Origin of the sequence: Pseudomonas sp. TKO26 (genome assembly GCF_003225665.1) — a bacterium.
In the GTDB taxonomy this organism is placed as follows: Bacteria; Pseudomonadota; Gammaproteobacteria; order Pseudomonadales; family Pseudomonadaceae; genus Aquipseudomonas; species Aquipseudomonas saponiphila.
Genome location: NZ_QKLN01000001.1, coordinates 237,310 through 259,840 on the forward strand (window position 1 = coordinate 237,310; position 22,531 = coordinate 259,840).

The 22,531-nt window shown below is 60.6% G+C and carries 25 protein-coding genes; 24 read left to right on the top strand and 1 reads right to left on the bottom strand.

From position 1 onward, the window contains the following. The first annotated feature begins 56 nt into the window (after positions 1-56). From queA to DNK59_RS01250, 6 genes are all read left to right on the top strand, one after another. A complete protein-coding gene (queA, locus tag DNK59_RS01225; protein WP_060840889.1) occupies positions 57-1,121 on the top strand; it encodes a tRNA preQ1(34) S-adenosylmethionine ribosyltransferase-isomerase QueA in 1,065 nt (354 codons plus the stop codon). A 14-nt stretch (positions 1,122-1,135) separates the two neighbouring features. Beyond that, a complete protein-coding gene (tgt, locus tag DNK59_RS01230; RefSeq protein WP_162470478.1) occupies positions 1,136-2,251 on the top strand; it encodes a tRNA guanosine(34) transglycosylase Tgt in 1,116 nt (371 codons plus the stop codon). 47 nt (positions 2,252-2,298) lie between these two features. Further along, positions 2,299-2,637: a preprotein translocase subunit YajC gene (gene yajC / locus DNK59_RS01235; RefSeq protein ID WP_060840888.1), complete on the top strand. Its 339-nt coding sequence runs from the start codon at positions 2,299-2,301 to the stop codon at positions 2,635-2,637. Between the two features lie 62 nt (positions 2,638-2,699). Further along, positions 2,700-4,568 (top strand): protein translocase subunit SecD, encoded by a 1,869-nt coding sequence (gene secD / locus DNK59_RS01240; RefSeq protein ID WP_092310756.1) that lies wholly within the window; start codon positions 2,700-2,702, stop codon positions 4,566-4,568. A gap of 9 nt (positions 4,569-4,577) precedes the next feature. Then, positions 4,578-5,492 carry a protein translocase subunit SecF gene (gene secF / locus DNK59_RS01245; protein WP_110722033.1) on the top strand — a complete coding sequence of 305 codons (915 nt, stop codon included), beginning with the start codon at positions 4,578-4,580 and terminating at the stop codon, positions 5,490-5,492. Positions 5,493-5,614: 122 nt separating this feature from the next. After that, positions 5,615-6,169 (top strand): glycine zipper 2TM domain-containing protein, encoded by a 555-nt coding sequence (locus DNK59_RS01250; protein ID WP_092310759.1) that lies wholly within the window; start codon positions 5,615-5,617, stop codon positions 6,167-6,169. A 132-nt stretch (positions 6,170-6,301) separates the two neighbouring features. Here the strand turns inward: DNK59_RS01250 and suhB are convergent, their stop codons facing one another. Continuing rightward, complete coding sequence (gene suhB / locus DNK59_RS01255) at positions 6,302-7,117, bottom strand: inositol-phosphate phosphatase (RefSeq protein ID WP_011063220.1); 816 nt, start codon at positions 7,115-7,117, stop codon at positions 6,302-6,304. A gap of 246 nt (positions 7,118-7,363) precedes the next feature. On the opposite strand from suhB, the gene trmJ reads away from it, so the two are divergent. From trmJ to bamB, 18 genes are all read left to right on the top strand, one after another. Continuing rightward, on the top strand, positions 7,364-8,137 hold the full coding sequence (gene trmJ, locus DNK59_RS01260) for a tRNA (cytosine(32)/uridine(32)-2'-O)-methyltransferase TrmJ (RefSeq protein WP_092310762.1): 774 nt from the start codon (positions 7,364-7,366) through the stop codon (positions 8,135-8,137). Next, entirely contained in the window at positions 8,137-8,913 is a 777-nt protein-coding gene (gene cysE / locus DNK59_RS01265) for a serine O-acetyltransferase (protein WP_110722034.1), read from the top strand. The genes trmJ and cysE overlap by 1 nt, the downstream gene beginning before the upstream one ends. A 239-nt stretch (positions 8,914-9,152) precedes the next feature. Beyond that, complete coding sequence (gene iscR, locus DNK59_RS01270; protein WP_011063217.1) at positions 9,153-9,644, top strand: Fe-S cluster assembly transcriptional regulator IscR; 492 nt, start codon at positions 9,153-9,155, stop codon at positions 9,642-9,644. Positions 9,645-9,694: 50 nt separating this feature from the next. Next, complete coding sequence (locus DNK59_RS01275; RefSeq protein ID WP_060840883.1) at positions 9,695-10,909, top strand: IscS subfamily cysteine desulfurase; 1,215 nt, start codon at positions 9,695-9,697, stop codon at positions 10,907-10,909. A gap of 94 nt (positions 10,910-11,003) precedes the next feature. Next, a complete protein-coding gene (gene iscU, locus DNK59_RS01280; RefSeq protein ID WP_003443374.1) occupies positions 11,004-11,390 on the top strand; it encodes a Fe-S cluster assembly scaffold IscU in 387 nt (128 codons plus the stop codon). Between the two features lie 42 nt (positions 11,391-11,432). Next, entirely contained in the window at positions 11,433-11,756 is a 324-nt protein-coding gene (gene iscA, locus DNK59_RS01285; RefSeq protein WP_007929524.1) for an iron-sulfur cluster assembly protein IscA, read from the top strand. 8 nt (positions 11,757-11,764) lie between these two features. Next, on the top strand, positions 11,765-12,286 hold the full coding sequence (hscB, locus tag DNK59_RS01290; RefSeq protein WP_110722035.1) for a co-chaperone HscB: 522 nt from the start codon (positions 11,765-11,767) through the stop codon (positions 12,284-12,286). A gap of 51 nt (positions 12,287-12,337) precedes the next feature. Further along, positions 12,338-14,200, top strand: a complete 1,863-nt coding sequence (gene hscA, locus DNK59_RS01295) for a Fe-S protein assembly chaperone HscA (protein WP_060844529.1) — start codon at positions 12,338-12,340, stop codon at positions 14,198-14,200. A gap of 3 nt (positions 14,201-14,203) precedes the next feature. Then, positions 14,204-14,545, top strand: a complete 342-nt coding sequence (fdx, locus tag DNK59_RS01300) for an ISC system 2Fe-2S type ferredoxin (RefSeq protein ID WP_092310772.1) — start codon at positions 14,204-14,206, stop codon at positions 14,543-14,545. A 14-nt stretch (positions 14,546-14,559) separates the two neighbouring features. Continuing rightward, positions 14,560-14,760 carry a Fe-S cluster assembly protein IscX gene (gene iscX, locus DNK59_RS01305; protein WP_011063212.1) on the top strand — a complete coding sequence of 67 codons (201 nt, stop codon included), beginning with the start codon at positions 14,560-14,562 and terminating at the stop codon, positions 14,758-14,760. Positions 14,761-14,854: 94 nt separating this feature from the next. Beyond that, the gene (ndk, locus tag DNK59_RS01310; protein ID WP_025129556.1) at positions 14,855-15,280 is read left to right on the top strand and encodes a nucleoside-diphosphate kinase; all 426 of its coding nucleotides are present in this window, start codon (positions 14,855-14,857) and stop codon (positions 15,278-15,280) included. Positions 15,281-15,308: 28 nt separating this feature from the next. Then, positions 15,309-16,457 (top strand): 23S rRNA (adenine(2503)-C(2))-methyltransferase RlmN, encoded by a 1,149-nt coding sequence (gene rlmN / locus DNK59_RS01315; protein ID WP_060840879.1) that lies wholly within the window; start codon positions 15,309-15,311, stop codon positions 16,455-16,457. Between the two features lie 12 nt (positions 16,458-16,469). Beyond that, the gene (gene pilW / locus DNK59_RS01320) at positions 16,470-17,228 is read left to right on the top strand and encodes a type IV pilus biogenesis/stability protein PilW (protein ID WP_110722036.1); all 759 of its coding nucleotides are present in this window, start codon (positions 16,470-16,472) and stop codon (positions 17,226-17,228) included. Beyond that, positions 17,228-18,241, top strand: a complete 1,014-nt coding sequence (locus tag DNK59_RS01325) for a RodZ family helix-turn-helix domain-containing protein (protein ID WP_110722037.1) — start codon at positions 17,228-17,230, stop codon at positions 18,239-18,241. Before pilW ends, DNK59_RS01325 begins: the two co-directional genes overlap by 1 nt. A gap of 3 nt (positions 18,242-18,244) precedes the next feature. Continuing rightward, the gene (gene ispG / locus DNK59_RS01330) at positions 18,245-19,354 is read left to right on the top strand and encodes a flavodoxin-dependent (E)-4-hydroxy-3-methylbut-2-enyl-diphosphate synthase (protein ID WP_016968333.1); all 1,110 of its coding nucleotides are present in this window, start codon (positions 18,245-18,247) and stop codon (positions 19,352-19,354) included. 23 nt (positions 19,355-19,377) lie between these two features. Continuing rightward, the gene (hisS, locus tag DNK59_RS01335; RefSeq protein WP_110722038.1) at positions 19,378-20,667 is read left to right on the top strand and encodes a histidine--tRNA ligase; all 1,290 of its coding nucleotides are present in this window, start codon (positions 19,378-19,380) and stop codon (positions 20,665-20,667) included. 40 nt (positions 20,668-20,707) lie between these two features. Then, a complete protein-coding gene (locus DNK59_RS01340) occupies positions 20,708-21,349 on the top strand; it encodes a tetratricopeptide repeat protein (protein ID WP_016968331.1) in 642 nt (213 codons plus the stop codon). Then, complete coding sequence (bamB, locus tag DNK59_RS01345; RefSeq protein WP_110722039.1) at positions 21,342-22,493, top strand: outer membrane protein assembly factor BamB; 1,152 nt, start codon at positions 21,342-21,344, stop codon at positions 22,491-22,493. Before DNK59_RS01340 ends, bamB begins: the two co-directional genes overlap by 8 nt. The last annotated feature ends 38 nt before the right edge of the window (positions 22,494-22,531 follow it).

Sequence of the window (22,531 nt, forward strand, 5' to 3'; positions counted from 1 at the left end):
TGGTCAATTTTTAGTTATTCCGCTAAACTTTCCGGCCCTGCTAGACGAACCCCATCATGCGCGTTGCTGACTTTACCTTCGAGCTTCCTGATTCGCTGATCGCCCGCCATCCACTGGCCGAGCGTCGCGGCAGCCGTCTGTTGACCCTGGATGGGCCAACCGGCGCCTTGGCCCACCGTCAATTCACCGATCTGCTGGAGCATCTGCGCCCTGGCGATCTGATGGTGTTCAACAATACCCGGGTGATTCCGGCCCGTCTGTTTGGCCAGAAGGCCTCCGGCGGCAAGCTGGAGATCCTCATCGAGCGGGTGCTGGACAGCCATCGTGTGCTGGCCCATGTGCGCTCCAGCAAGTCGCCCAAGCCGGGCTCGAAGATTCTGATCGAGGGCGGTGGCGAGGCCGAGATGCTGGCGCGGCACGACACGCTGTTCGAACTGGGTTTTGCCGAGGAGGTGCTGCCGCTGCTGGACCGAGTCGGGCACATGCCGTTGCCTCCTTATATAGACCGCCCGGACGAAGGCGCGGATCGTGAGCGCTATCAGACCGTGTACGCCCAGCGCCTGGGCGCAGTGGCTGCGCCGACCGCCGGGCTGCATTTCGACCAGCCGCTGCTGGAGGCGATTGCCGCCAAGGGTGTGGAGACGGCATTCGTGACCCTGCATGTCGGCGCCGGAACCTTCCAGCCGGTGCGGGTAGAACGCATTGAAGATCACCATATGCATCACGAGTGGCTGGAAGTCGGCCAGGATGTGGTGGATGCGGTGGCCGCGTGCCGGGCTCGCGGCGGCCGGGTGGTGGCGGTGGGCACTACCAGTGTGCGTTCCCTGGAAAGCGCCGCCCGCGATGGTGTGCTCAAGCCGTTCAGTGGTGACACCGATATCTTTATCTACCCGGGCCGGCCGTTCCATGTGGTCGATGCCCTGGTGACCAACTTCCACCTGCCGGAATCCACGCTGTTGATGCTGGTTTCGGCGTTCGCCGGTTATCCCGAGACCATGGCCGCCTATCGCGCCGCGGTGGAAAATGGGTACCGCTTTTTCAGCTACGGTGATGCGATGTTCATCACCCGTAATCCCGCGCCGACCGCTCCCAAGGATCTGGCCCCCGAGGAAACTGTATGAGTCGCACTTGTCGTATGTCCTTCGAGCTTCTGGCCACTGATGGCAAGGCTCGTCGCGGTCGCCTGACCTTCCCCCGCGGTACGGTGGAAACCCCGGCCTTCATGCCGGTGGGCACCTACGGCACGGTCAAGGGCATGTTGCCGCGGGATATCGTCGCCACCGGCGCCGAGATCATTCTCGGCAATACCTTTCACCTGTGGCTGCGCCCGGGTACGGAAGTGATCAAGGCCCACGGCGATCTGCATGATTTCATGCAGTGGAAGGGGCCGATTCTTACCGACTCCGGCGGTTTCCAGGTGTTCAGCCTGGGCGCCATGCGCAAGATCAAGGAAGAGGGCGTGACCTTCGCCTCGCCGGTGGACGGCGCCAAGGTGTTCATGGGCCCGGAAGAGTCGATGCAAGTGCAGCGCGACCTGGGGTCGGACATCGTGATGATCTTCGACGAATGCACGCCGTATCCGGCCGATGAGGACGTGGCGCGGATCTCCATGGAACTGTCCCTGCGCTGGGCTCAGCGCTCGAAGAACGCCCACGGCGACAACACGGCGGCGCTGTTCGGTATCGTCCAGGGCGGCATGCACCAGGACCTGCGCATGCGTTCCCTGGAAGGCCTGGACAAGATCGGCTTCGACGGCCTGGCCATCGGCGGCCTGTCGGTGGGCGAACCCAAGCATGAAATGATCAAGGTCCTGGACTACTTGCCGGGCCAGATGCCGGCCGACAAACCTCGTTACCTTATGGGAGTTGGCAAGCCGGAAGATCTGGTTGAGGGTGTGCGCCGCGGTGTGGACATGTTCGATTGCGTGATGCCAACCCGCAATGCCCGCAATGGGCATCTGTTCATCGACACAGGCGTGCTGAAAATCCGTAACGCGTTCCATCGCCATGATGATTCGCCGCTGGACCCAACTTGTGATTGCTACACCTGTCAGAACTTCTCCCGTGCCTATCTGCATCACTTGGACAAGTGCGGGGAAATGCTCGGGAGTATGCTCAATACCATCCATAATTTGCGCCATTACCAGCGTCTTATGGCTGGTTTGCGCGAGGCTATTCAACAAGGTACATTGGCCGCCTTTGTCGATTCCTTCTATGCCAAGCGCGGGTTACCCGTGCCGCCTTTAGAGTAAGTTCTAAAGACGTTAAGCCACCAATTCTGCAATTATCGGAGTGTTAAATGAGCTTTTTGATCCCTGCCGCGTATGCGGACGCCGCTGCACCTGCTGCTGCCGGTCCTGCCGGCACTGGTTTCGAGTGGATTTTCCTGGTCGGCTTCCTGGTTATCTTCTATCTGATGATCTGGCGTCCACAGGCCAAGCGCGCCAAAGAGCAGAAGAACCTGCTGAGCAACCTGCAGAAAGGCGACGAAGTTGTGACCACTGGCGGTATCGCCGGCAAGATCAACAAAGTGACCGACGACTTCGTGGTTCTGGAAGTGTCGGACTCCGTTGAGCTGAAGTTCCAGAAAGGCGCGATCGCTGCCACGCTGCCAAAAGGCACGCTGAAAGCGATCTAAGTTTCATCTTTTACCAATCGACGGGGCGCGCAAGGCGCCCCGCGTCATAAACGGGCGGCGTGATGCTGAACAAATATCCTCTGTGGAAGTACCTACTGATCCTGGCGGTGCTGGCGATCGGTTTTATTTATTCCGCTCCCAATCTATACCCTGATGATCCGGCCATTCAGGTCAGCGGCGCGAGCACTGCGTTGCAGGTCACTCAGGCGGATCTGGATCGTGCGAGCAAAGCGCTCACCGACGCCGGTATCAAGGTCAAGGCTTCCTCCATTGCCGCCAACGGCAAGGGTGGCCTGCTGCGCTTGATCAACAAGGAAGACCAGCTTCCGGCCAAGGATGTAGTGCGCAAGGCGCTGGGCGATGACTATGTGGTGGCGTTGAACCTGGCGCAAACCACCCCGCAATGGCTGCGCAACCTTGGTGCGCACCCGATGAAACTGGGCCTGGACTTGTCCGGTGGTGTGCACTTCCTGCTGGAAGTGGACATGGACAAAGCCCTCGACGCCCGCCTGAAAGTCTATGAAGGCGACGTCAAGAGCCTGCTGCGCAAAGAGCGTCTGCGCTATCGCAGCCTGCCGCAGCTCAATGGTGCCATCCAGCTGGGCTTCAGCGATGAAGACAGCCGTGAACAGGCCCGTTCGCTGATCCGCAAGAACTTCAATGATTTCGATATCGTACCGGCCGACCTCAATGGCCAACCGGTGCTGCGTCTGGCGATGACCCCGGCCAAGCTGGCGGAAATCCGCGAATACTCCATCAAGCAGAACTTGACCACCGTGCGTAACCGGGTCAACGAGCTGGGTGTGGCCGAGCCTCTGGTTCAGCGTCAGGGTGCCAACCGCATCGTGGTTGAGCTGCCGGGCGTGCAGGACACCGCTGAAGCCAAGCGGATCCTGGGCAAGACCGCTAACCTGGAATTCCGTCTGGCCGCTGAGCCGGGTGCTTCCAAGGCGACTTCCGAGTCCTTCGAATTCCGTGAGGGCAACCGTCCTCCTGCGCTGATCGAGCGTGGCCTGATCATTACTGGTGACCAGGTGACCGATGCTCAGGCCGGCTACGACGAGCACGGCCGTCCACAGGTGAACATCAAGCTTGATGGTCACGGTGGCGAACTGATGAACCGTTCGACCCGCAGCAATGTCGGTCGCAGCATGGCGGTGATCTTCATCGAGCAGAAGCCGATCACCACCTATACCAAGCAGGTGGTCGACGGCGTCGAGAAAGACGTGCCGGTCCAGGCGTTCAAGGAAGAGAAGAAGATCATCAGCCTGGCGACCATTCAGTCGCCACTGGGCAGCCAGTTCCGCATCACCGGCCTGAACGGCCAGGGTGAGTCCTCCGAGCTGGCGTTGCTGCTGCGCGCCGGTGGTCTGGCGGCGCCGATGTACTTCGCCGAAGAGCGCACAATCGGTCCGAGCCTGGGTGCTGACAACATCACCAAGGGTATCGATGCTTCGCTGTGGGGCATGTTGTTCGTTTCGCTGTTCATCATCGCCATCTATCGCTTCTTCGGCGTGATCGCCACGGTGGCCCTGGCGCTGAACATGGTGCTGCTGCTGGCCCTGATGTCCTTGCTGGGGGCGACGCTGACCCTGCCGGGTATCGCCGGTATCGTGCTGACCATGGGTATGGCGGTAGACGCCAACGTGCTGATCTTCTCGCGGATACGTGAAGAAATCGCTGCCGGCATGACGGTGCAGCGGGCAATCAACGAAGGCTTCGGCCGGGCATTCACCGCGATTCTCGATGCCAACCTGACCACCTTGCTGGTGGGCGGCATCCTCTTTGCCATGGGCACCGGCCCGGTCAAGGGCTTTGCGGTGACCATGTCCCTCGGGATCTTTACCTCGATGTTCACGGCCATCTGGCTGACCCGCGCGATGGTCAACCTGATCTTCGGCGGTCGTGACTTCAAGAAGTTGTGGATTTAAGGGGCTGCCATGTTACGTACTATCAACTTCATGGGCGTGCGCAACTTTGCGTTCGGCGTCACTGTGCTCCTCACCGTTCTGGCGTTGTTCAGCTGGTTCGACAGGGGGTTGAACTACGGTCTGGACTTCACCGGCGGTACGCTCATCGAGCTGACCTACGAGCGTCCGGCGGATGTGATGAAGGTGCGTTCGCAACTGAACGATGCCGGTTATCACGAAGCCATCGTGCAGAGCTTTGGTGCGACTACTGATCTTTTGGTGCGGATGCCGGGTGAAGACCCGCAACTGGGCCATCAGGTGGCCGAAGCGCTGCAGAAGGTTGGCGGTGACAACCCGGCTCAGGTCAAGCGTGTCGAGTTCGTTGGCCCGCAAGTGGGTGAAGAGCTGCGTGACCAGGGCGGCCTCGGCATGCTCATGGCGCTGGGCGGCATCCTGATCTACCTGGCTTTCCGCTTTCAGTGGAAGTTCGCCGTGGGCGCCATCGTTTCGCTGATCCACGACGTGATCGTGACCGTGGGTATCCTGTCGTTCTTCCAGATCACCTTCGACCTGACGGTGCTGGCGGCGGTGCTGGCGATCATCGGTTACTCGCTCAACGACACCATCGTGGTGTTCGACCGGGTGCGTGAGAACTTCCGGGTGCTGCGCAAGGCCAGCCTGATCGAGAACATCAACATCTCGACCACTCAGACCCTGCTGCGGACCATGGCGACCTCGATCTCCACCTTGCTGGCGATCATTGCGCTGTTGTTCTTCGGTGGTGACAACCTGCACGGCTTCTCCATCGCCCTGTTTGTCGGTGTTCTGGCGGGTACCTACTCGTCGATCTATATCGCCAACGTGGTGCTGATCTGGCTGAACCTGAACAGCGAGGACCTGATTCCTCCGGCCAACACCGAGAAGGAAGTGGACGACCGTCCTTGAGGATCTAGCCCTTTTCCGGCTGTCAGTTAAAAAGGCGCGAGTGTTGAACTCGCGCCTTTTTTGTTGCTCCAAGGCTGGGAGAAGCGCGGGCTAGGTCCCGTTTGTATGGTCAGGAGGTTCACGTGAACAAGTCGTTGCTGGTTGGTGCGGTATTGGGTGCTGTCGGTGTCACCGCCGGGGGTGCTGTTGCCACCTACAGCCTGGTTAAAAGCGGCCCTGAGTATGCGCAAGTACTGGCTGTGCAGCCGGTCAAGCAACAGATCAAGACTCCTCGCGAAGTCTGCAAGGACGTCGCGGTCACCCGTCAACGCCCGGTCAAGGACGAGCATCAGATCCTCGGTACCGTGGCCGGTGCGGTGGGCGGTGGCCTGCTGGGCAGCATGATTGGTAGTGGTAACGGCAAGAAGCTTGCCACCGTGGCCGGTGCCGTGGGTGGCGGTTATGCGGGCAACAAGGTGCAGGAAGGCATGCAGGAGCGTGACACCTACACCACCACGCAGACTCGCTGTAACACGGTCAATGACATCAGTGACAAGATCGTCGGTTACGACGTGAAATACGACCTGGGCGGCAAGCAAGGCCAGGTGCGCATGGATCGTGACCCGGGCAATCAAATCCCGGTGGATAAAGAAGGGCGTCTGATTCTCGGTCAGAACCAGAATCAGCCGGGTCAGTAATCCGAGCATGCAGGTGTCGGCTTGCCGGCGAGTGAGGTCTGAAATGGCCTTGGTCGGCAAGCTGACTCCAGCAGGAAGGGTTTTGCAGGCATAAAAAAGCACCCCGAAGGGTGCTTTTTTTGTCGCTGGCGCTTAGCGCTTCAGCGAGGCCGGCAGGTGCGGCTGGATGGCGGTCAGGACCGCTTTGAAGCATTTGGTGTTGCCGGCAACCACATGGCCTTTTTCCAGGAAGTCGTGACCGCCGGTGAAGTCGCTCACCAGGCCGCCGGCTTCTTGAATCAGCAGGGCGCCTGCTGCCATGTCCCATTCGGACAGGCCCGACTCCCAGAAGGCATCGAAACGACCTGCGGCCACGTAAGCCAGGTCCAGGCTGGCGGCGCCTGCGCGGCGAATGCCGGCGGTCTGGCCCACCAGGGCGCGGAACATGCCCAGGTAGTTGTCGAGGTTGTCCATCTGATCGTCACGGAACGGGAAGCCGGTGCCCAGCAGGGCGCCGTCGAGGCTGGTGCGACCACTGACTCGCAGGCGACGACCGTTCAGCTGGGCACCGCGGCCGCGGCTGGCGGTGAATTCTTCCTGGCGAACCGGATCGAGGACCACGGCGTGTTCCAGGCGGCCACGGTATTTGCAGGCGATGCTTACGGCGAAGTGCGGGATGCCGCGCAGGAAGTTGGTGGTGCCGTCCAGTGGGTCGATGATCCACAGGTAGTCTTCGCCTTCGCCGCTACCGGCGTGCAGGCCGGTTTCTTCGCCGAGGATGGCGTGGGTCGGGTAGGCCTTGCGCAATGCGTCGATGATCTTCTGCTCGGCGGCACGATCAACTTCGGATACGTAGTCTTTGGCGTCTTTTTCGTCGACCTTGATGGTATCCAGGCGCTCGATGGAGCGGAAAATCAATTCACTGGCGCTGCGGGCGGCGCGCAGCGCGATATTCAGCATTGGCTGCATGGATAGGTCACCTAAGGTTGTTAAAGAAAGCCGAGCATTCTAGCAGAAAACTTTTGCAGATGAAGGTCGGTGTTCGCTTTGATTGCATCGATCCGCTGTGTGGCGCCGTTCGAGGGTGTGGGTGCGCCTCGCTGGCCGACTGCGCTTGATTGATGTGTCGTCAGTTGCAGGTGGTTATTTTTGAGGCGGGAGTCTTGCCTGTTCTGTAAGATTTGCTCCCCTTTCCCGTGTCCGAGAGCGCCTCCCTTGCTGCAGAACATTCGTGTCGTCCTGGTCAATACCAGTCATCCCGGCAATATCGGCGGGGCTGCGCGTGCCATGAAGAACATGGGCCTGTCGCGGCTGGTGCTGGTGGAACCCCGGGTGTTTCCGTCCCATGAGGCCGATGCGCGGGCTTCCGGCGCCACCGACATCCTTGAGAGCGCTCAGGTGGTTGCCACCCTTGAGGAGGCCCTGGCCGGTTGCACGCTGGTGTTCGGTACCAGTGCTCGTGATCGACGCATTCCCTGGCCGCTGCTGGATCCTCGTGAATCCGGCCTGAAAGTGGTGGAGGAGGCCGGGCAGGGCGCGCAGATCGCCCTGGTATTCGGCCGTGAAGATTCCGGCCTGACCAATGACGAGCTGCAGCGATGTCATTTCCACGTGCATATCCCGTCGGACCCGGCGTTCAGCTCGCTGAACCTGGCCACGGCGGTGCAGGTGCTGACCTATGAAGTGCGCATGTCCTGGCTGGCGGCCCAAGGCCAGCCGACCAAGATCGAGAAGGATGAAGTGGCTTCGCCGCGCAGTGAAGAGCTGGCGACCATGGATGAGCTGGAGCGGTTTTACGAGCATCTGCAGCAGACGCTGGTGGCCATCGACTTCCTCGATCCGGAAAAGCCGCGGCACTTGATGGCGCGCCTGCGTCGGTTGTACGGTCGCAGCTCGGTCAGCCGGGCGGAAATGAATATATTGCGTGGCATTCTCACGGAAACCCAGAAAGCGGCCCGTGGAGAGCTACAAAAGCGGAAGGATCAATGATGTTCGAGCGTCTGCGTGAAGATATCCAAAGCGTGTTTCATCGTGACCCGGCGGCGCGCAATGCCTTCGAGGTGCTGACCTGCTACCCGGGGATGCACGCGATCTGGATTCACCGTTTGTCCGCAGCCCTGTGGGGCATGGGCTGGAAATGGCTGGCGCGGCTGGTGTCGAACTTCGGTCGCTGGCTGACCGGGATCGAGATTCATCCGGGGGCCAAGGTGGGGCGTCGTTTCTTCATTGACCATGGCATGGGCATCGTCATTGGTGAAACTGCCGAGATCGGTGACGACGTGACGCTTTATCAGGGCGTGACCCTGGGTGGGACCAGTTGGAACAAGGGCAAGCGCCATCCGACCCTGGAGGACGGCGTGGTGGTGGGCGCGGGCGCCAAGGTGCTGGGGCCTTTCACGGTTGGTGTGGGGGCCAAGGTCGGTTCTAATGCGGTGGTGACCAAGGCGGTGCCGGCGGGTGCGACAGTGGTCGGCATTCCGGGACGGATCATCATGAAGTCCAGTGACGAGCAGGAAGCCAAGCGCAAGGCCATGGCGGAAAAGCTCGGTTTCGATGCCTATGGCGTCAGCGAAGACATGCCTGATCCGGTGGCGCGGGCCATTGGTCAGTTGCTCGACCATCTGCAGGCGGTGGACGCTCGCCTGGAGGGGGTGTGCGGCGCTCTGAAGGATCTGGGCAGTGACTACTGCGCCAAGGATCTGCCGGCCCTGCGCGAGGAGGACTTCGCAGAGGTCAAGGGCAAGAGCGACAACCAGATCGGCTAATGGCCCACCAAGCGGCTCCTAATGTAGGAGCCGGCTTGCCGGCGAAAGGGGGCTGATGCCACCTGAGTGACCCGCGGGTCAGTTGCTGGCAACCCGCTGTGCCATTACGTCGCAGACTTTGCTATGATTCGCGCGCTCTTTTGCGGGTAAACCCGACTAAAGTAGTTGGTCTTATAGTTGACCTGATTACTCGGGTATTGCATACTCGCCTCCATTCCGAAACTCCGTGGTACTTGTCCATGCGACTGACTACTAAAGGCCGATACGCGGTGACCGCCATGCTTGATCTGGCGTTGCACGCGCAACATGGCCCGGTCTCCCTGGCCGATATCTCTGAGCGCCAAGGCATTTCCTTGTCCTACCTCGAACAGCTTTTCGCCAAACTGCGCCGCAGTAACCTGGTGTCCAGCGTCCGTGGCCCGGGTGGCGGCTATCAGCTGTCCCGTGACATGCAGGGTATCCAGGTGGCCCAGGTGATTGATGCCGTGAACGAATCGGTCGATGCCACCAAATGCCAGGGGCTGGGTGATTGCCATGCCGGTGACACCTGCCTGACCCACCACCTGTGGTGCGACCTGAGTCTGCAGATCCACGAATTTCTGAGCGGTATCAGCTTGGCAGACCTTGTCACTCGCCGTGAGGTACAAGAAGTTGCCCAGCGTCAGGATCAGCGCCGTTGTAATGGCAAGGCGCCGCGCCTGGACAAGATTGAAGCGTCAGCCGTCGAATGACAGCCAAAGAGCTAGCGGCACGCCAGCCAGCCTGATTTAGGAGAGAGTCCATGAAATTGCCGATTTACCTTGATTACTCTGCAACCACCCCGGTTGATCCACGCGTGGCGCAGAAGATGAGTGAATGCCTGCTGGTCGACGGAAACTTCGGCAACCCGGCGTCCCGCTCCCACGTGTTTGGCTGGAAGGCCGAAGAGTCGGTGGAAAATGCCCGTCGCCAAGTGGCTGACCTGGTCAACGCCGATCCGCGTGAAATCGTCTGGACTTCCGGTGCCACCGAGTCCGACAACCTGGCAATCAAGGGTGTCGCGCATTTCTATCACACCAAGGGCAAGCACCTGATCACCTCGAAGATCGAGCACAAGGCTGTCCTGGACACCATGCGCCAGCTTGAGCGTGAAGGCTTCGAGGTGACCTACATCGAGCCGGGCGAAGACGGTCTGATCACTCCGGCCATGGTTGAAGCGGCCCTGCGTGACGACACCATCCTGGTTTCGATCATGCATGTGAACAACGAAATCGGCACCATCAACGACATCGCCGCCATCGGCGAGTTGACCCGCTCCAAAGGCGTCCTGTTCCACGTCGACGGTGCTCAGTCCACCGGCAAGGTCGAGATCGATCTGCAGGCTCTGAAAGTCGACCTGATGTCCTTCTCGGCCCACAAGACCTACGGCCCTAAAGGCATCGGCGCGTTGTACGTCAGCCGCAAGCCGCGGGTGCGCCTGGAAGCCACCATGCACGGCGGCGGTCACGAGCGCGGCATGCGCTCCGGCACCCTGGCGACTCACCAGATCGTCGGTATGGGCGAAGCCTTCCGCGTCGCCAAGGAAGACATGGCTGCTGAAAATGCTCGCATCAAGGCCCTGAGCGAGCGCTTCTACAAGCAGGTCGAGCACCTGGAAGAGCTGTACATCAACGGCAGCATGACGGCCCGCGTGCCGCACAACCTGAACCTGAGCTTCAACTACGTTGAAGGCGAGTCGCTGATCATGGCCCTCAAGGACCTGGCAGTGTCTTCCGGTTCGGCTTGTACTTCGGCTTCGCTTGAGCCTTCGTACGTGCTGCGCGCCCTGGGCCGCAACGACGAGTTGGCCCACAGCTCGATCCGCTTCACCTTCGGCCGCTTCACCACCGAAGAAGAAATCGATTACGCGGCGCAGAAAGTCTGCGAAGCCGTCACCAAGCTGCGCGCTCTGTCGCCGCTGTGGGACATGTACAAAGATGGCGTCGATATCTCGAAGATCGAGTGGGCGGCGCACTGAATTTAAGTCGCCGCACAGGGTTTCGTAGAGCGTGCCGATAACGGCGATTTGCGGAACCCGAGAGCGACTCTCTGATGAGTGAGGATTAAGAATCATGGCTTACAGCGAAAAGGTCATCGACCACTACGAGAACCCGCGTAACGTCGGCAAGATGGACGCGGAAGATCCGGATGTCGGCACCGGCATGGTCGGCGCTCCCGCCTGCGGCGACGTGATGCGTCTGCAGATCAAGGTCAACGAGCAGGGCATCATCGAGGACGCCAAGTTCAAGACTTATGGCTGCGGTTCCGCCATTGCCTCCAGTTCCCTGGCCACTGAGTGGATGAAGGGCAAGACCCTGGATGAAGCCGAAACCATCAAGAACACCCAGCTGGCAGAAGAGCTAGCCCTGCCTCCAGTGAAGATTCACTGCTCCGTGCTCGCCGAAGACGCCATCAAGGCCGCCGTTCGCGACTACAAGCAGAAGAAAGGCCTGATCTGATCGATCGGCTTTCACAGATTTGGCGACAAGTAAGGAGTCACGATGGCTATCAGCATGACAGAAGCGGCTGCTCAACACGTGCGACGCTCCCTCAACGGGCGCGGCAAGGGTGATGGGATTCGTCTGGGTGTTCGCACCACGGGCTGTTCCGGCCTTGCCTATGTGCTGGAGTTCGTCGACGAGATCGGCGAGGACGATCAGGTGTTCGAGAGTCACGGCGAGAAAGTGATCATCGACCCGAAAAGCCTGACCTATCTGGACGGCACCGAGCTTGATTTCGTCAAGGAAGGGTTGAACGAAGGCTTCAAGTTCAACAACCCCAACGTGCGCGGTGAATGTGGCTGCGGCGAAAGCTTCAACATCTGAGGCTTCCAGTGGGCACTCCTTGTCATTTCGCTTTATTTGAGCTGCAACCGAGCTTCCGCCTGGATCTCGAACAGCTGGCCGCGCGCTACCGTGAGTTGGCGCGTGGGGTTCATCCTGACCGTTTTGCCGATGCGTCCGAACGTGAGCAGCGCCTGGCCCTGGAACAGTCGGCAAGCCTCAACGAGGCTTATCAGACGCTCAAGAGTCCGCCCAAGCGTGCCCGTTATCTGTTGGCGCTGAAGGGCGGCGAGTTGCCGCTGGAAGTCACGGTGCATGATCCCGAGTTTCTTCTGCAGCAGATGCAGTGGCGCGAAGAGCTCGAAGACTTGCAGGACAGCGCCGACCTGTCCGGTGTGGCGGCCTTCAAGCGTCGGTTGAAGATTGCCCAGGATGAGCTGAACGAAAGCTTCGCAGCCTGTTGGGATGATGCAGCGCAGCGCGAGCAGGCCGAACGCCTGATGCGGCGCATGCAGTTCCTCGACAAGCTCACCTACGAAGTGCGCCAGTTAGAAGAGCGCCTCGACGATTAACCCAGTGCAGCTCCGGTCGCACGCCTGATATACAGATAAGTCCAGATAAGCATGGCCCTACTGCAGATCGCCGAACCCGGCCAAAGTCCTCAACCGCACCAGCGTCGCCTGGCTGTGGGGATCGACTTGGGCACTACCAATTCGCTGGTCGCTGCCTTGCGCAGTGGTCTTTCCGAGCCTCTGGCCGACGCGCAGGGTCAGGTGATTCTGCCGTCCGCCGTGCGTTATCACGCCGATCGCGTCGAAGTGGGCGAATCCGCCCGCCTGGCCGCGCCCACCGATCCCTTGAACACCGTGCTGTCGGTCAAGCGCCTGATGGGGCGCGGCCTGGCCGACGTCAAGCAGCTGGGCGAGCAACTGCCTTATCGCTTCGTTGACGGCGAGTCGCACATGCCGTTCATCGAGACCATCCAGGGGCCGAAAAGCCCGGTGGAAGTCTCCGCTGAAGTGCTCAAGGTATTGCGTCAGCGTGCTGAAGCGACCCTGGGTGGCGAGCTGGTGGGGGCGGTGATTACTGTTCCGGCCTATTTCGACGATGCCCAGCGTCAAGCCACCAAGGATGCGGCCAAGCTGGCCGGTCTGAATGTGCTGCGCTTGCTCAACGAGCCGACCGCGGCTGCCGTGGCCTACGGTCTGGACCAGCACGCCGAGGGTGTGGTGGCGATCTATGACCTGGGCGGCGGTACCTTCGATATTTCCATCCTGCGCCTGACCGGCGGTGTCTTCGAGGTGCTGGCCACTGGCGGCGATACCGCCCTGGGTGGCGATGACTTCGATCACGCCATTGCCGGCTGGATCATCGAGGGTGCGGGTTTGTCCGCGGATCTGGATCCGGGGACTCAGCGCAACCTGTTGCAAACCGCCTGTGCGGCCAAGGAAGCCCTGACCCACGCCGCCTCGGTGGAAGTGGTTTACGGCGACTGGCGCGCGGCGTTGACCCGCGAAACCTTCGATGCCCTGATCGAGCCCATGGTGGCTCGCAGCCTCAAGGCCTGCCGGCGTGCCGTTCGTGACTCCAATGTCGAACTGGACGAAGTTCAGGCGGTGGTCATGGTCGGCGGTTCGACCCGGGTGCCGCGAGTGCGTGAAGCGGTCGCCGAAATGTTCGGTCGCCAGCCGTTGACCGAAATCGATCCGGATCAAGTGGTGGCCATTGGTGCTGCGATCCAGGCCGATACCCTGGCCGGCAACAAGCGCGAAGGTGGCGAATTGCTGCTGCTGGACGTGATTCCGCTGTCCCTGGGGCTGGAAACCATGGGTGGGCTGATGGAGAAAGTGATCCCGCGCAACACCACCATCCCGGTTGCCCGTGCCCAGGACTTCACCACCTACAAGGATGGCCAGACGGCCATGATGATTCATGTGCTGCAGGGCGAGCGTGAGCTGATCAGCGATTGCCGCTCCCTGGCGCGCTTCGAATTGCGCGGCATTCCGCCCATGGTGGCGGGTGCGGCGAAGATCCGCGTGACCTTCCAGGTCGATGCCGATGGTCTGCTCAGTGTCTCTGCTCGGGAGCTGGGTTCGGGCGTGGAGGCCAGCATCCAGGTCAAGCCGTCCTACGGCCTGACCGACGGTGAAATTGCCAAGATGCTCAAGGACTCCTTCCAGTACGCCGGCGACGACAAGGTGGCCCGCGTGCTGCGCGAGCAGCAGGTCGATGCCCAGCGGCTGATCGAGGCCGTGCAAGGCGCGCTGGATGCGGACGGTGATCGCCTGCTGGACGCTGAAGAGCGCATGGTCATCGAACTGCAGATGCAGGAACTGAGTGAATTGATGCGTGGCACCGATGGTTACGCCATCGAGCAGCAGACCAAGCGTCTGTCGCAAGTGACCGATGCCTTTGCTGCCCGCCGCCTGGATTCGACGGTGAAAGCCGCTCTGGCGGGGCGCAACCTGAATGAAATCGAGGAATAACTGATGCCGCAGATCATTTTTCTGCCACACGCCGTGTTCTGCCCGGACGGTCTGGTTGTCGAGGTCGAGCCCGGGGTTTCGGTGCTCGAGGTGGCCCACGACAACCACATCGAGATCGAGAGCGCCTGCGGCGGCGTCTGTGCCTGTACCACCTGCCACTGCATCATTCGTGAAGGGTTCGATTCGCTGAACGAAGCCGATGAGCTGGAAGAGGATCTGCTGGACAAGGCTTGGGGCCTGGAAGCGCAATCGCGGCTGTCGTGCCAGGCCATCGTCGGCGATGAAGACCTGACCATTGAAATTCCCAAGTACTCGCTCAACCATGCTGCCGAAGCGCCGCACTGATTCAAGGAGTCGTCATGAGTCTGAAGTGGGTTGATGTACTGGAAATCGCGATCCAGCTGGCTGAGTCCAAGCCCGATGTGGATCCGCGTTATGTGAACTTTGTCGATCTGCACCAATGGGTTCTGGCATTGCCGGAGTTCAGCGACGATCCGGCTCGCGGAGGCGAGAAGGTTCTTGAAGCAATTCAGGCCGCCTGGATCGACGAAGCGGACTGAATCCGCGGGCTACGCAGTTAGGCAATCCCTATAAACCCGCGTATAATTCGCGGGTTTAATTTTTCGCTTTAATCACCGTTTCTGGAGTTACACCATGGCTGTTCAACGTACTTTCTCCATCATCAAGCCTGACGCTGTTGCAAAAAACGTTATCGGCAAGATCGTTTCCCGTTTTGAAGAAGCCGGCCTGCGCGTTGTAGCTTCGAAAATGAAGCAACTGTCCAAGGCTGAAGCTGAAGGCTTCTACGCTGAGCACAGCGAGCGTGGCTTCTTCGGCGAACTGGTTGCCTTCATGACTTCCGGTCCAGTTGTTGTTCAGGTTCTGGAAGGCGAAAACGCCATCGCTCGCAACCGTGAGCTGATGGGCGCTACCAACCCTAAAGAAGCTGCTGCCGGCACCATCCGTGCTGACTTCGCCGAGTCCATCGACGCCAATGCCGTTCACGGTTCGGACTCCGAAGCTGCCGCTGCTCGCGAAATCGCTTACTTCTTCGCAGCTACTGAAGTAACCGCTCGCTGAATAAGGCTTGCGCGTGAGGGGTGAAACCATGACTACATCGATCGGCAAAACTAACCTGTTGGGGCTGACTCAACCGGAAATGGAGAAATTCTTCGACTCAATCGGGGAGAAGCGTTTCCGTGCCGGTCAGGTAATGAAATGGATTCACCACTTTGGCGTCGATGATTTCGACGCCATGACGAATGTCGGCAAGGCCTTGCGCGAAAAGCTCAAGGCCGTTGCCGAGATTCGCGGTCCGGAAGTGGTCAGCGAGGACATCTCCAGCGACGGCACCCGTAAATGGGTGGTGCGCGTGGCGTCCGGCAGCTGCGTCGAGACCGTGTACATTCCCCAGGGCAAGCGCGGCACTCTGTGCGTTTCGTCCCAGGCAGGCTGTGCCCTGGACTGCAGTTTCTGCTCCACCGGCAAGCAAGGCTTCAATAGCAACCTCACCGCCGCCGAAGTCATCGGCCAGGTGTGGATTGCCAACAAATCCTTTGGCAGCGTCCCGGCGACCGTCGACCGTGCCATCACCAACGTGGTGATGATGGGCATGGGTGAGCCGCTGCTGAACTTCGACAACGTCATCGCCGCCATGCACCTGATGATGGACGACCTGGGCTACGGCATTTCCAAGCGCCGGGTGACTCTGTCCACCTCCGGCGTGGTGCCGATGATCGATGAGCTGGCCAAGCACATCGACGTTTCCCTGGCGTTGTCGCTGCACGCACCCAACGATGCGCTGCGCAACCAGCTGGTACCGATCAACAAGAAGTACCCACTGAAGATGCTTCTCGAGTCCTGCCAGCGCTACATGTCCGCCCTGGGCGAGAAGCGCGTGCTGACCATCGAGTACACCCTGCTCAAGGATGTCAACGACAAGCTGGAACACGCCGTTGAAATGATCGAGTTGCTCAAGGACGTTCCTTGCAAGATCAACCTGATTCCGTTCAACCCGTTCCCCCACTCCGGCTACGAACGTCCGAGCAACAACGCCATTCGCCGTTTCCAGGACCAACTGCATCACGCCGGCTTCAATGTCACCGTGCGCACCACTCGCGGTGAGGACATCGACGCCGCCTGCGGGCAACTGGTCGGGCAGGTGCTGGACCGCACCCGTCGCAGCGAACGCTATATCGCCGTGCGTGAGTTGAGCGCCGACGCCGATATGCCGCAAAGCGCTGCGACCCGTACCTGAGAGAGGAACTCCATGGCCCTGCGCTTCGCGCTGCTCCTGCTCGTTGCCAGTCTCTGTGCTGGCTGTGTTCTGTCGGGTGATTCCAATCCGCTGAACACCAGCAAGGGCCGCGATGAGGCGCGTGCGGCCTATGTGCAGTTGGGCCTGGGTTATCTGCAGCAAGGCATGAGCGAACGCGCCAAGGTTCCGTTGCGCAAGGCTCTGGAACTGGCGCCTGCCGATGCCGATGCCAATGCCGCCCTGGCGTTGGTATTCCAGGCCGAGATGGAGCCGGCCCTGGCCGACGAGCATTTTCGCCAGGCCCTGGCGGCCCGTCCTGACAGTGCGCGAATCCTCAATAACTACGGCAGTTTCCTGTTCGAAGAAAAACGTTACAAAGAGGCCTATCAGCGTTTTGAGCAAGCCGCGGCTGATACTCTGTATCCCGAACGTTCCCGGGTGTTTGAAAGCCTCGGGATGACCGCTTCGAAGCTGGGCCAGCGTGAGCTGGCCCGGTTGCAACTGGAAAAAGCCCTGCGCCTGAATCACCAACAGCCCCGCGCGTTGCTGGAAATGGCTGAGTTGTCTTACGAAGACAGGCATTATGTGCCCGCCCGCGACTATTACGATCGTTTTAGCCTGCTCGACGCGCAAAATGCACGTAGTCTATTGCTCGGCGTTCGGCTGGCAACGGTGTTCGAAGATCGCGACAAGGCCGCCAGTTACGGTCTGCAACTAAAACGACTTTATCCCGGTACGCCGGAATATCAGCAATACCTGTCGGAGCAATGATGAAAGCGGCGCATCCCGAAGTTCAAGCAGTGACTCGCGTAAACCCCGGTGAGACCCTGCGTCAGGCCCGCGAAAGCAATGGTTGGTCGCTGGCAGAAGTGGCCCACAAGCTCAACCTCACCGTGAGCTCTCTGAGCAACCTGGAAGCCGGCGCTTTCGACAAGCTGCCAGGGCATACCTTTGCCCGCGGCTATATCCGCGCCTATGCCAAGTTGCTGGGCATGGATCAGGCCATCCTGGTTCAGGAGTTCGATCAATACACCGGTACCGATTCTCAGGGCAGCAACGTTCACGCTCTGGGACGGATCGAGGAGCCGGTACGGGTTTCCCACACCATCCTGCGCATCGTCAGCTTGCTGCTGCTGGTGGCGGTAGTCGGTGGCGGGTTCGTCTGGTGGCAGGATCAATCCTCCCAGCGCGGCAAGGAGCCAGTGTCCCTGAGCCCTGAGCACGTCGAGGTCGAAGGGGCCGACGGCACCACGCAGATTCATCCGATCGACGAGCCCGAAGACCAGGCCGTTGCCGAAGGTCAGAGCGAAGCCCTGGACAACGCCGCGCAAACCCAGAGCCAGGCGAACGCTGAGGCACCGGCCAATCCGCCGGCTCCTGCGACCCCGGCTCCCGTCGCGACGCCTGCGGCACCGACCGCACCTGCGCATACCGTCCCAGCCATCGCGCCGGTTTCCAGCGCACCGGTAGCGCCGGCTCAGGTTCCGGCCGCCGTGCCGGCGAATGCTGGCAATGCCCCAGCGCCGAGCGCTGCGGTCGCAGGTTCAGGTCAAGTACAGATCCAGTTCAGCGCCGATTGCTGGGCCCAGGTCATCGATGGCAACGGCAAGATTCTGCTCAGCGCCCTCAAGCGCAAGGGCGAGAACGTCGATGTCAGTGGCAAGCCACCTTTTGCCGTGCGTCTGGGTTATGCCCGTGGCGCACAAATCACTTACAACGGTCAGGCGGTGGATATCGCCCCGTTCACCAGTGGCGAGACTGCTCGCCTGAAGTTAGGTCAATAAGTCATGCACGGCGAATCTCCAATCAAACGTCGCGAGTCCCGCAAGATCTGGGTCGGCTCGGTACCGGTCGGCGGCGATGCGCCGATCGCGGTGCAGAGCATGACCAACAGCGACACCAACGACGTGGCGGCAACCGTCGCCCAGATCAACCGCCTGGAAGCCGCCGGTGTCGACATCGTGCGGGTTTCGGTGCCGGACATGGACGCCGCCGAGGCGTTCGGCCGGATCAAGCAGCAGGTCAAGGTGCCCCTGGTGGCCGACATTCACTTCGACTACAAGATCGCTTTGCGCGTAGCCGAGCTGGGTGTCGATTGCCTGCGGATCAACCCCGGCAACATCGGTCGCGAAGACCGGGTTCGCGCCGTGGTGGACGCCGCTCGTGATCGCGGGATCCCGATCCGTATCGGGGTCAACGCCGGCTCCCTGGAAAAGGACCTGCAGAAGAAGTACGGCGAGCCGACTCCGGCTGCGCTGGTCGAGTCGGCGCTGCGTCATGTCGAACACCTCGAACGCCTGAATTTCCAGGACTTCAAGGTCAGCGTTAAGGCTTCCGACGTGTTCATGGCGGTCGAAGCCTACCGTTTGCTGGCCAAGGAAATCATTCAACCCCTGCACCTGGGTATCACTGAAGCCGGTGGATTGCGTTCAGGCACGGTGAAATCCGCGGTCGGCCTCGGTATGCTGCTGGCCGAAGGGATTGGCGATACCATTCGCATCTCGTTGGCGGCCGACCCGGTCGAGGAAGTGAAGGTCGGCTACGACATTCTCAAGTCCCTGCACCTGCGTTCCCGTGGCATCAACTTCATCGCCTGCCCGAGCTGCTCGCGGCAGAATTTCGATGTGGTGAAAACCATGAACGAGCTGGAAGGGCGCCTTGAAGACCTGCTGGTGCCGTTGGATGTTGCAGTGATCGGTTGCGTGGTCAACGGCCCGGGTGAAGCCAAAGAGGCGCACATCGGCCTGACCGGCGGTACACCGAACCTGATCTACATCGACGGCAAGCCGGCACAGAAACTGACCAATGACAATCTGGTGGACGAGCTCGAAAAGCTGATCCGGCAGAAGGCGGCCGAAAAGGTCGAAGCCGACGCAGCGCTGATCGCTCGCGGCTAACCGAACGTATTTAAGGATTTTTTGTGAGCAAGTCTCTGCAAGCCATTCGTGGCATGAATGACATCCTGCCCGAGCAGACGCCCCTGTGGCGTTATTTCGAGGGCACCGTGGCGCGTCTGCTGGATAACTACGGCTACAAGCAGATCCGCATGCCGATCGTCGAGTTCACCGAGCTGTTCAAGCGCTCCATCGGTGAAGTGACCGACATCGTCGAAAAAGAGATGTACACCTTCGAAGACCGCAACGGTGATTCCCTGACCCTGCGTCCGGAAGGCACTGCGGCGTGCGTACGCGCTGTACTCGAGCACGGCATCACTGGCGGTGGCCAGGTGCAGAAGCTCTGGTACATCGGCCCGATGTTCCGTCACGAGCGCCCGCAGAAAGGCCGTTATCGCCAGTTCCACCAGATCGGTTGCGAGGTTTTCAACCTCGACGGTCCGGACATCGATGCTGAGCTGATCGTGCTGACCTGGCGCCTGTGGGGCGAGCTGGGCATCCGTGATGCGGTCAAGCTCGAACTGAACAGCCTGGGCACTGCTGAGGCTCGCGCACGTTATCGCGACGCATTGGTGGCGTTCCTGTCGGCGCGCATGGACAAGCTGGACGAAGACAGCCTGCGTCGCCTGAAGACCAATCCGCTGCGCGTGCTCGATACCAAGAATCCGGACACTCAAGCCGTACTGGTGGACGCGCCCAAGCTGGCCGACTACTTGGACGAAGAATCCCGTGTGCACTTCGAGGGGCTCAAGGCCCGTCTGGACGCCGCGGGTATCCCTTATGTGATCAACCCGAAGCTGGTGCGCGGGCTGGATTACTACAGCAAGACCGTTTTCGAATGGGTCACCGACAAGCTCGGCGCCCAGGGCACGGTGTGTGCTGGCGGCCGTTACGACGGACTGGTCGAGCAAATGGGTGGCAAACCTACACCGGGTGTTGGCTTCGCCATGGGGATCGAACGTCTGGTGCTGCTGCTGGAAACCCTGGAGCAGATCCCGGAAGAAATCTCGCGTCAGGTCGACGTTTATCTCTGCGCCTTCGGTGAGGCGGCTGAACTGGCCGCGCTGGCGTTGAGTGAACGGGTTCGTGACCAGTTACCGAACCTGCGCCTGCAGATCAATGCCGGTGCTGGCAGCTTCAAGAGCCAATTCAAGAAGGCCGACAAGAGCGGTGCGTTGTACGCGCTGATCCTCGGTGACGACGAGCTGGCCCAGCAAGTGGTAGGTTTCAAACCCCTGCGTGGCCAGGGCGAACAACAAAGCATTGCCTGGGATGCGCTCGCGGCGCACCTGGCCACCTGCGTCGTGCAGGGTTGAAGCTGTCAAACAGCCGAATTAGCGAATAAGGAGTATTGGGGTGTCGAGTACCGAAGACGAACAGCTGGCGGAATTGAAAGACTGGTGGCAGCGCAACGGCAAACCTCTGGTGACCGGCGGTCTGCTGGCTCTGGTTATCGTGTTTGGCTGGCAGGCCTGGCACAAGTATCAGAACAATCAGTCGCAAGGCGCTTCGGTGCTCTATCAGCAATTGCTGGAAACCACCCTGACGCCGGATGGCAAGCCTGATGCCGCCCGTGTTGCGGACCTGGCCGGCAAGCTCAACAGCGAGTTCGGCGGTACCGCCTACGCGCAGTACGGCAGCCTGTTCGTCGCCAAGGTGGCGGTAGACACCGGCAAGCTGGATGATGCGGCTGCACAACTCAAGGCCATCGCCGACAAGCCGGCAAACCCGACCCTGGGTGAAGTGGCGCGTCAGCGTCTGGCCCAGGTGCTGGCGGCGCAGAACAAGGCCGACGAAGCCCTGAAACTGCTCGACGGCGATGCCGACAAGGCCTTCCTGGCCACCCGTGAAGAGCTCAAGGGCGATCTGCTGGTGCAGTTGGGCCGTGTCGACGAAGCTCATGCGGCATATCAAAAAGCCAAGGCCGCGCTCTCGGATGAAGCGGCGGTCGGTGGCTTACAAATCAAGCTGGACGACCTGGCCAAAGGGGATGCATGACGTGATCCGTTGGAAACATGCAGCATTGCTGGCTCTGGCCTTGTTGGCCGCGGGTTGCAGCAGCAACAGCAAGAAAGAACTGCCGCCGGCTGAGCTGGTCGACTTCAAAGAAGAAGTGGTCCTGCAGAAGCAGTGGAGCCGTTCGATCGGTGACGGTCAGGGCGAAACCTACAACATGCTGGTACCGGCCATCGATGGTGACACCATCTATGCCGCCGACGTCACCGGTGTGGTGGTTTCCATGGATCGCATTAACGGCGACGTCAAATGGAAGAAAGATCTCGAACTGCCTGTTTCCGGCGCCGTGGGCGTGGGTTATGGCTTGGTCATGATCGGCACCCTGAAAGGTGAAGTGGTTGCCCTGGATGCTTCCAGCGGTGAAGAGAAGTGGCGTACCCGTGTGACCAGTGAAGTACTGGCTCCGCCTGCCACCAACGGTGACGTGGTGGTGGTGCAGACTCAGGATGATCGGGTGATTGGCCTTGAAGCCAGCACCGGTCATCAGATCTGGCTGTACGACAGCACCCCGGCGGTACTGACCCTGCGGGGCACCAGTGCCCCCTTGGCAACCAACCGTCTGGCCCTGGCCGGTCTTTCCACTGGCAAGGTGGTGGCCCTGGATATCCGCAACGGCGTGCCGGTGTGGGAGCAGCGCGTCGCCATTCCACAAGGTCGTTCCGAACTGGATCGCGTAGTGGACATCGACGGCGGCCTGCTGCTGTCCGGTGGCACGCTGTATGTCGCCAGTTACCAGGGGCGTGTGGTTGCCCTGGACCTGGAGAGCGGTCGTCCGCTGTGGCAGCGTGATGCGTCCAGCTATGCCGGCGTGGCTCAAGGTTTTGGCAGCGTCTATGTCAGCCTGTCCTCGGGCACCGTGGAAGGCGTGGACGAGCGTTCGACCACGGCCCTGTGGAGCAACGACTCCCTGGCTCGTCGTCAACTGTCGGCACCGGAAGTCTTCTCCAGCTACGTGGCTGTAGGTGACCTGGAAGGTTACCTGCACCTGCTGAGCCAGGTTGACGGTCGTTTCGTCGGCCGTATGCGCATTGACAGCGATGGCCTGCGCGCCCGTCCGCTGGTGGTGGGCGACATGATTTATGTGTATGGCAACAGCGGCAAACTGGAAGCCCTGACCATCAAGTAATGGTTTGACTATGCTTGGGGTTGATTCCCCAAGCGGCC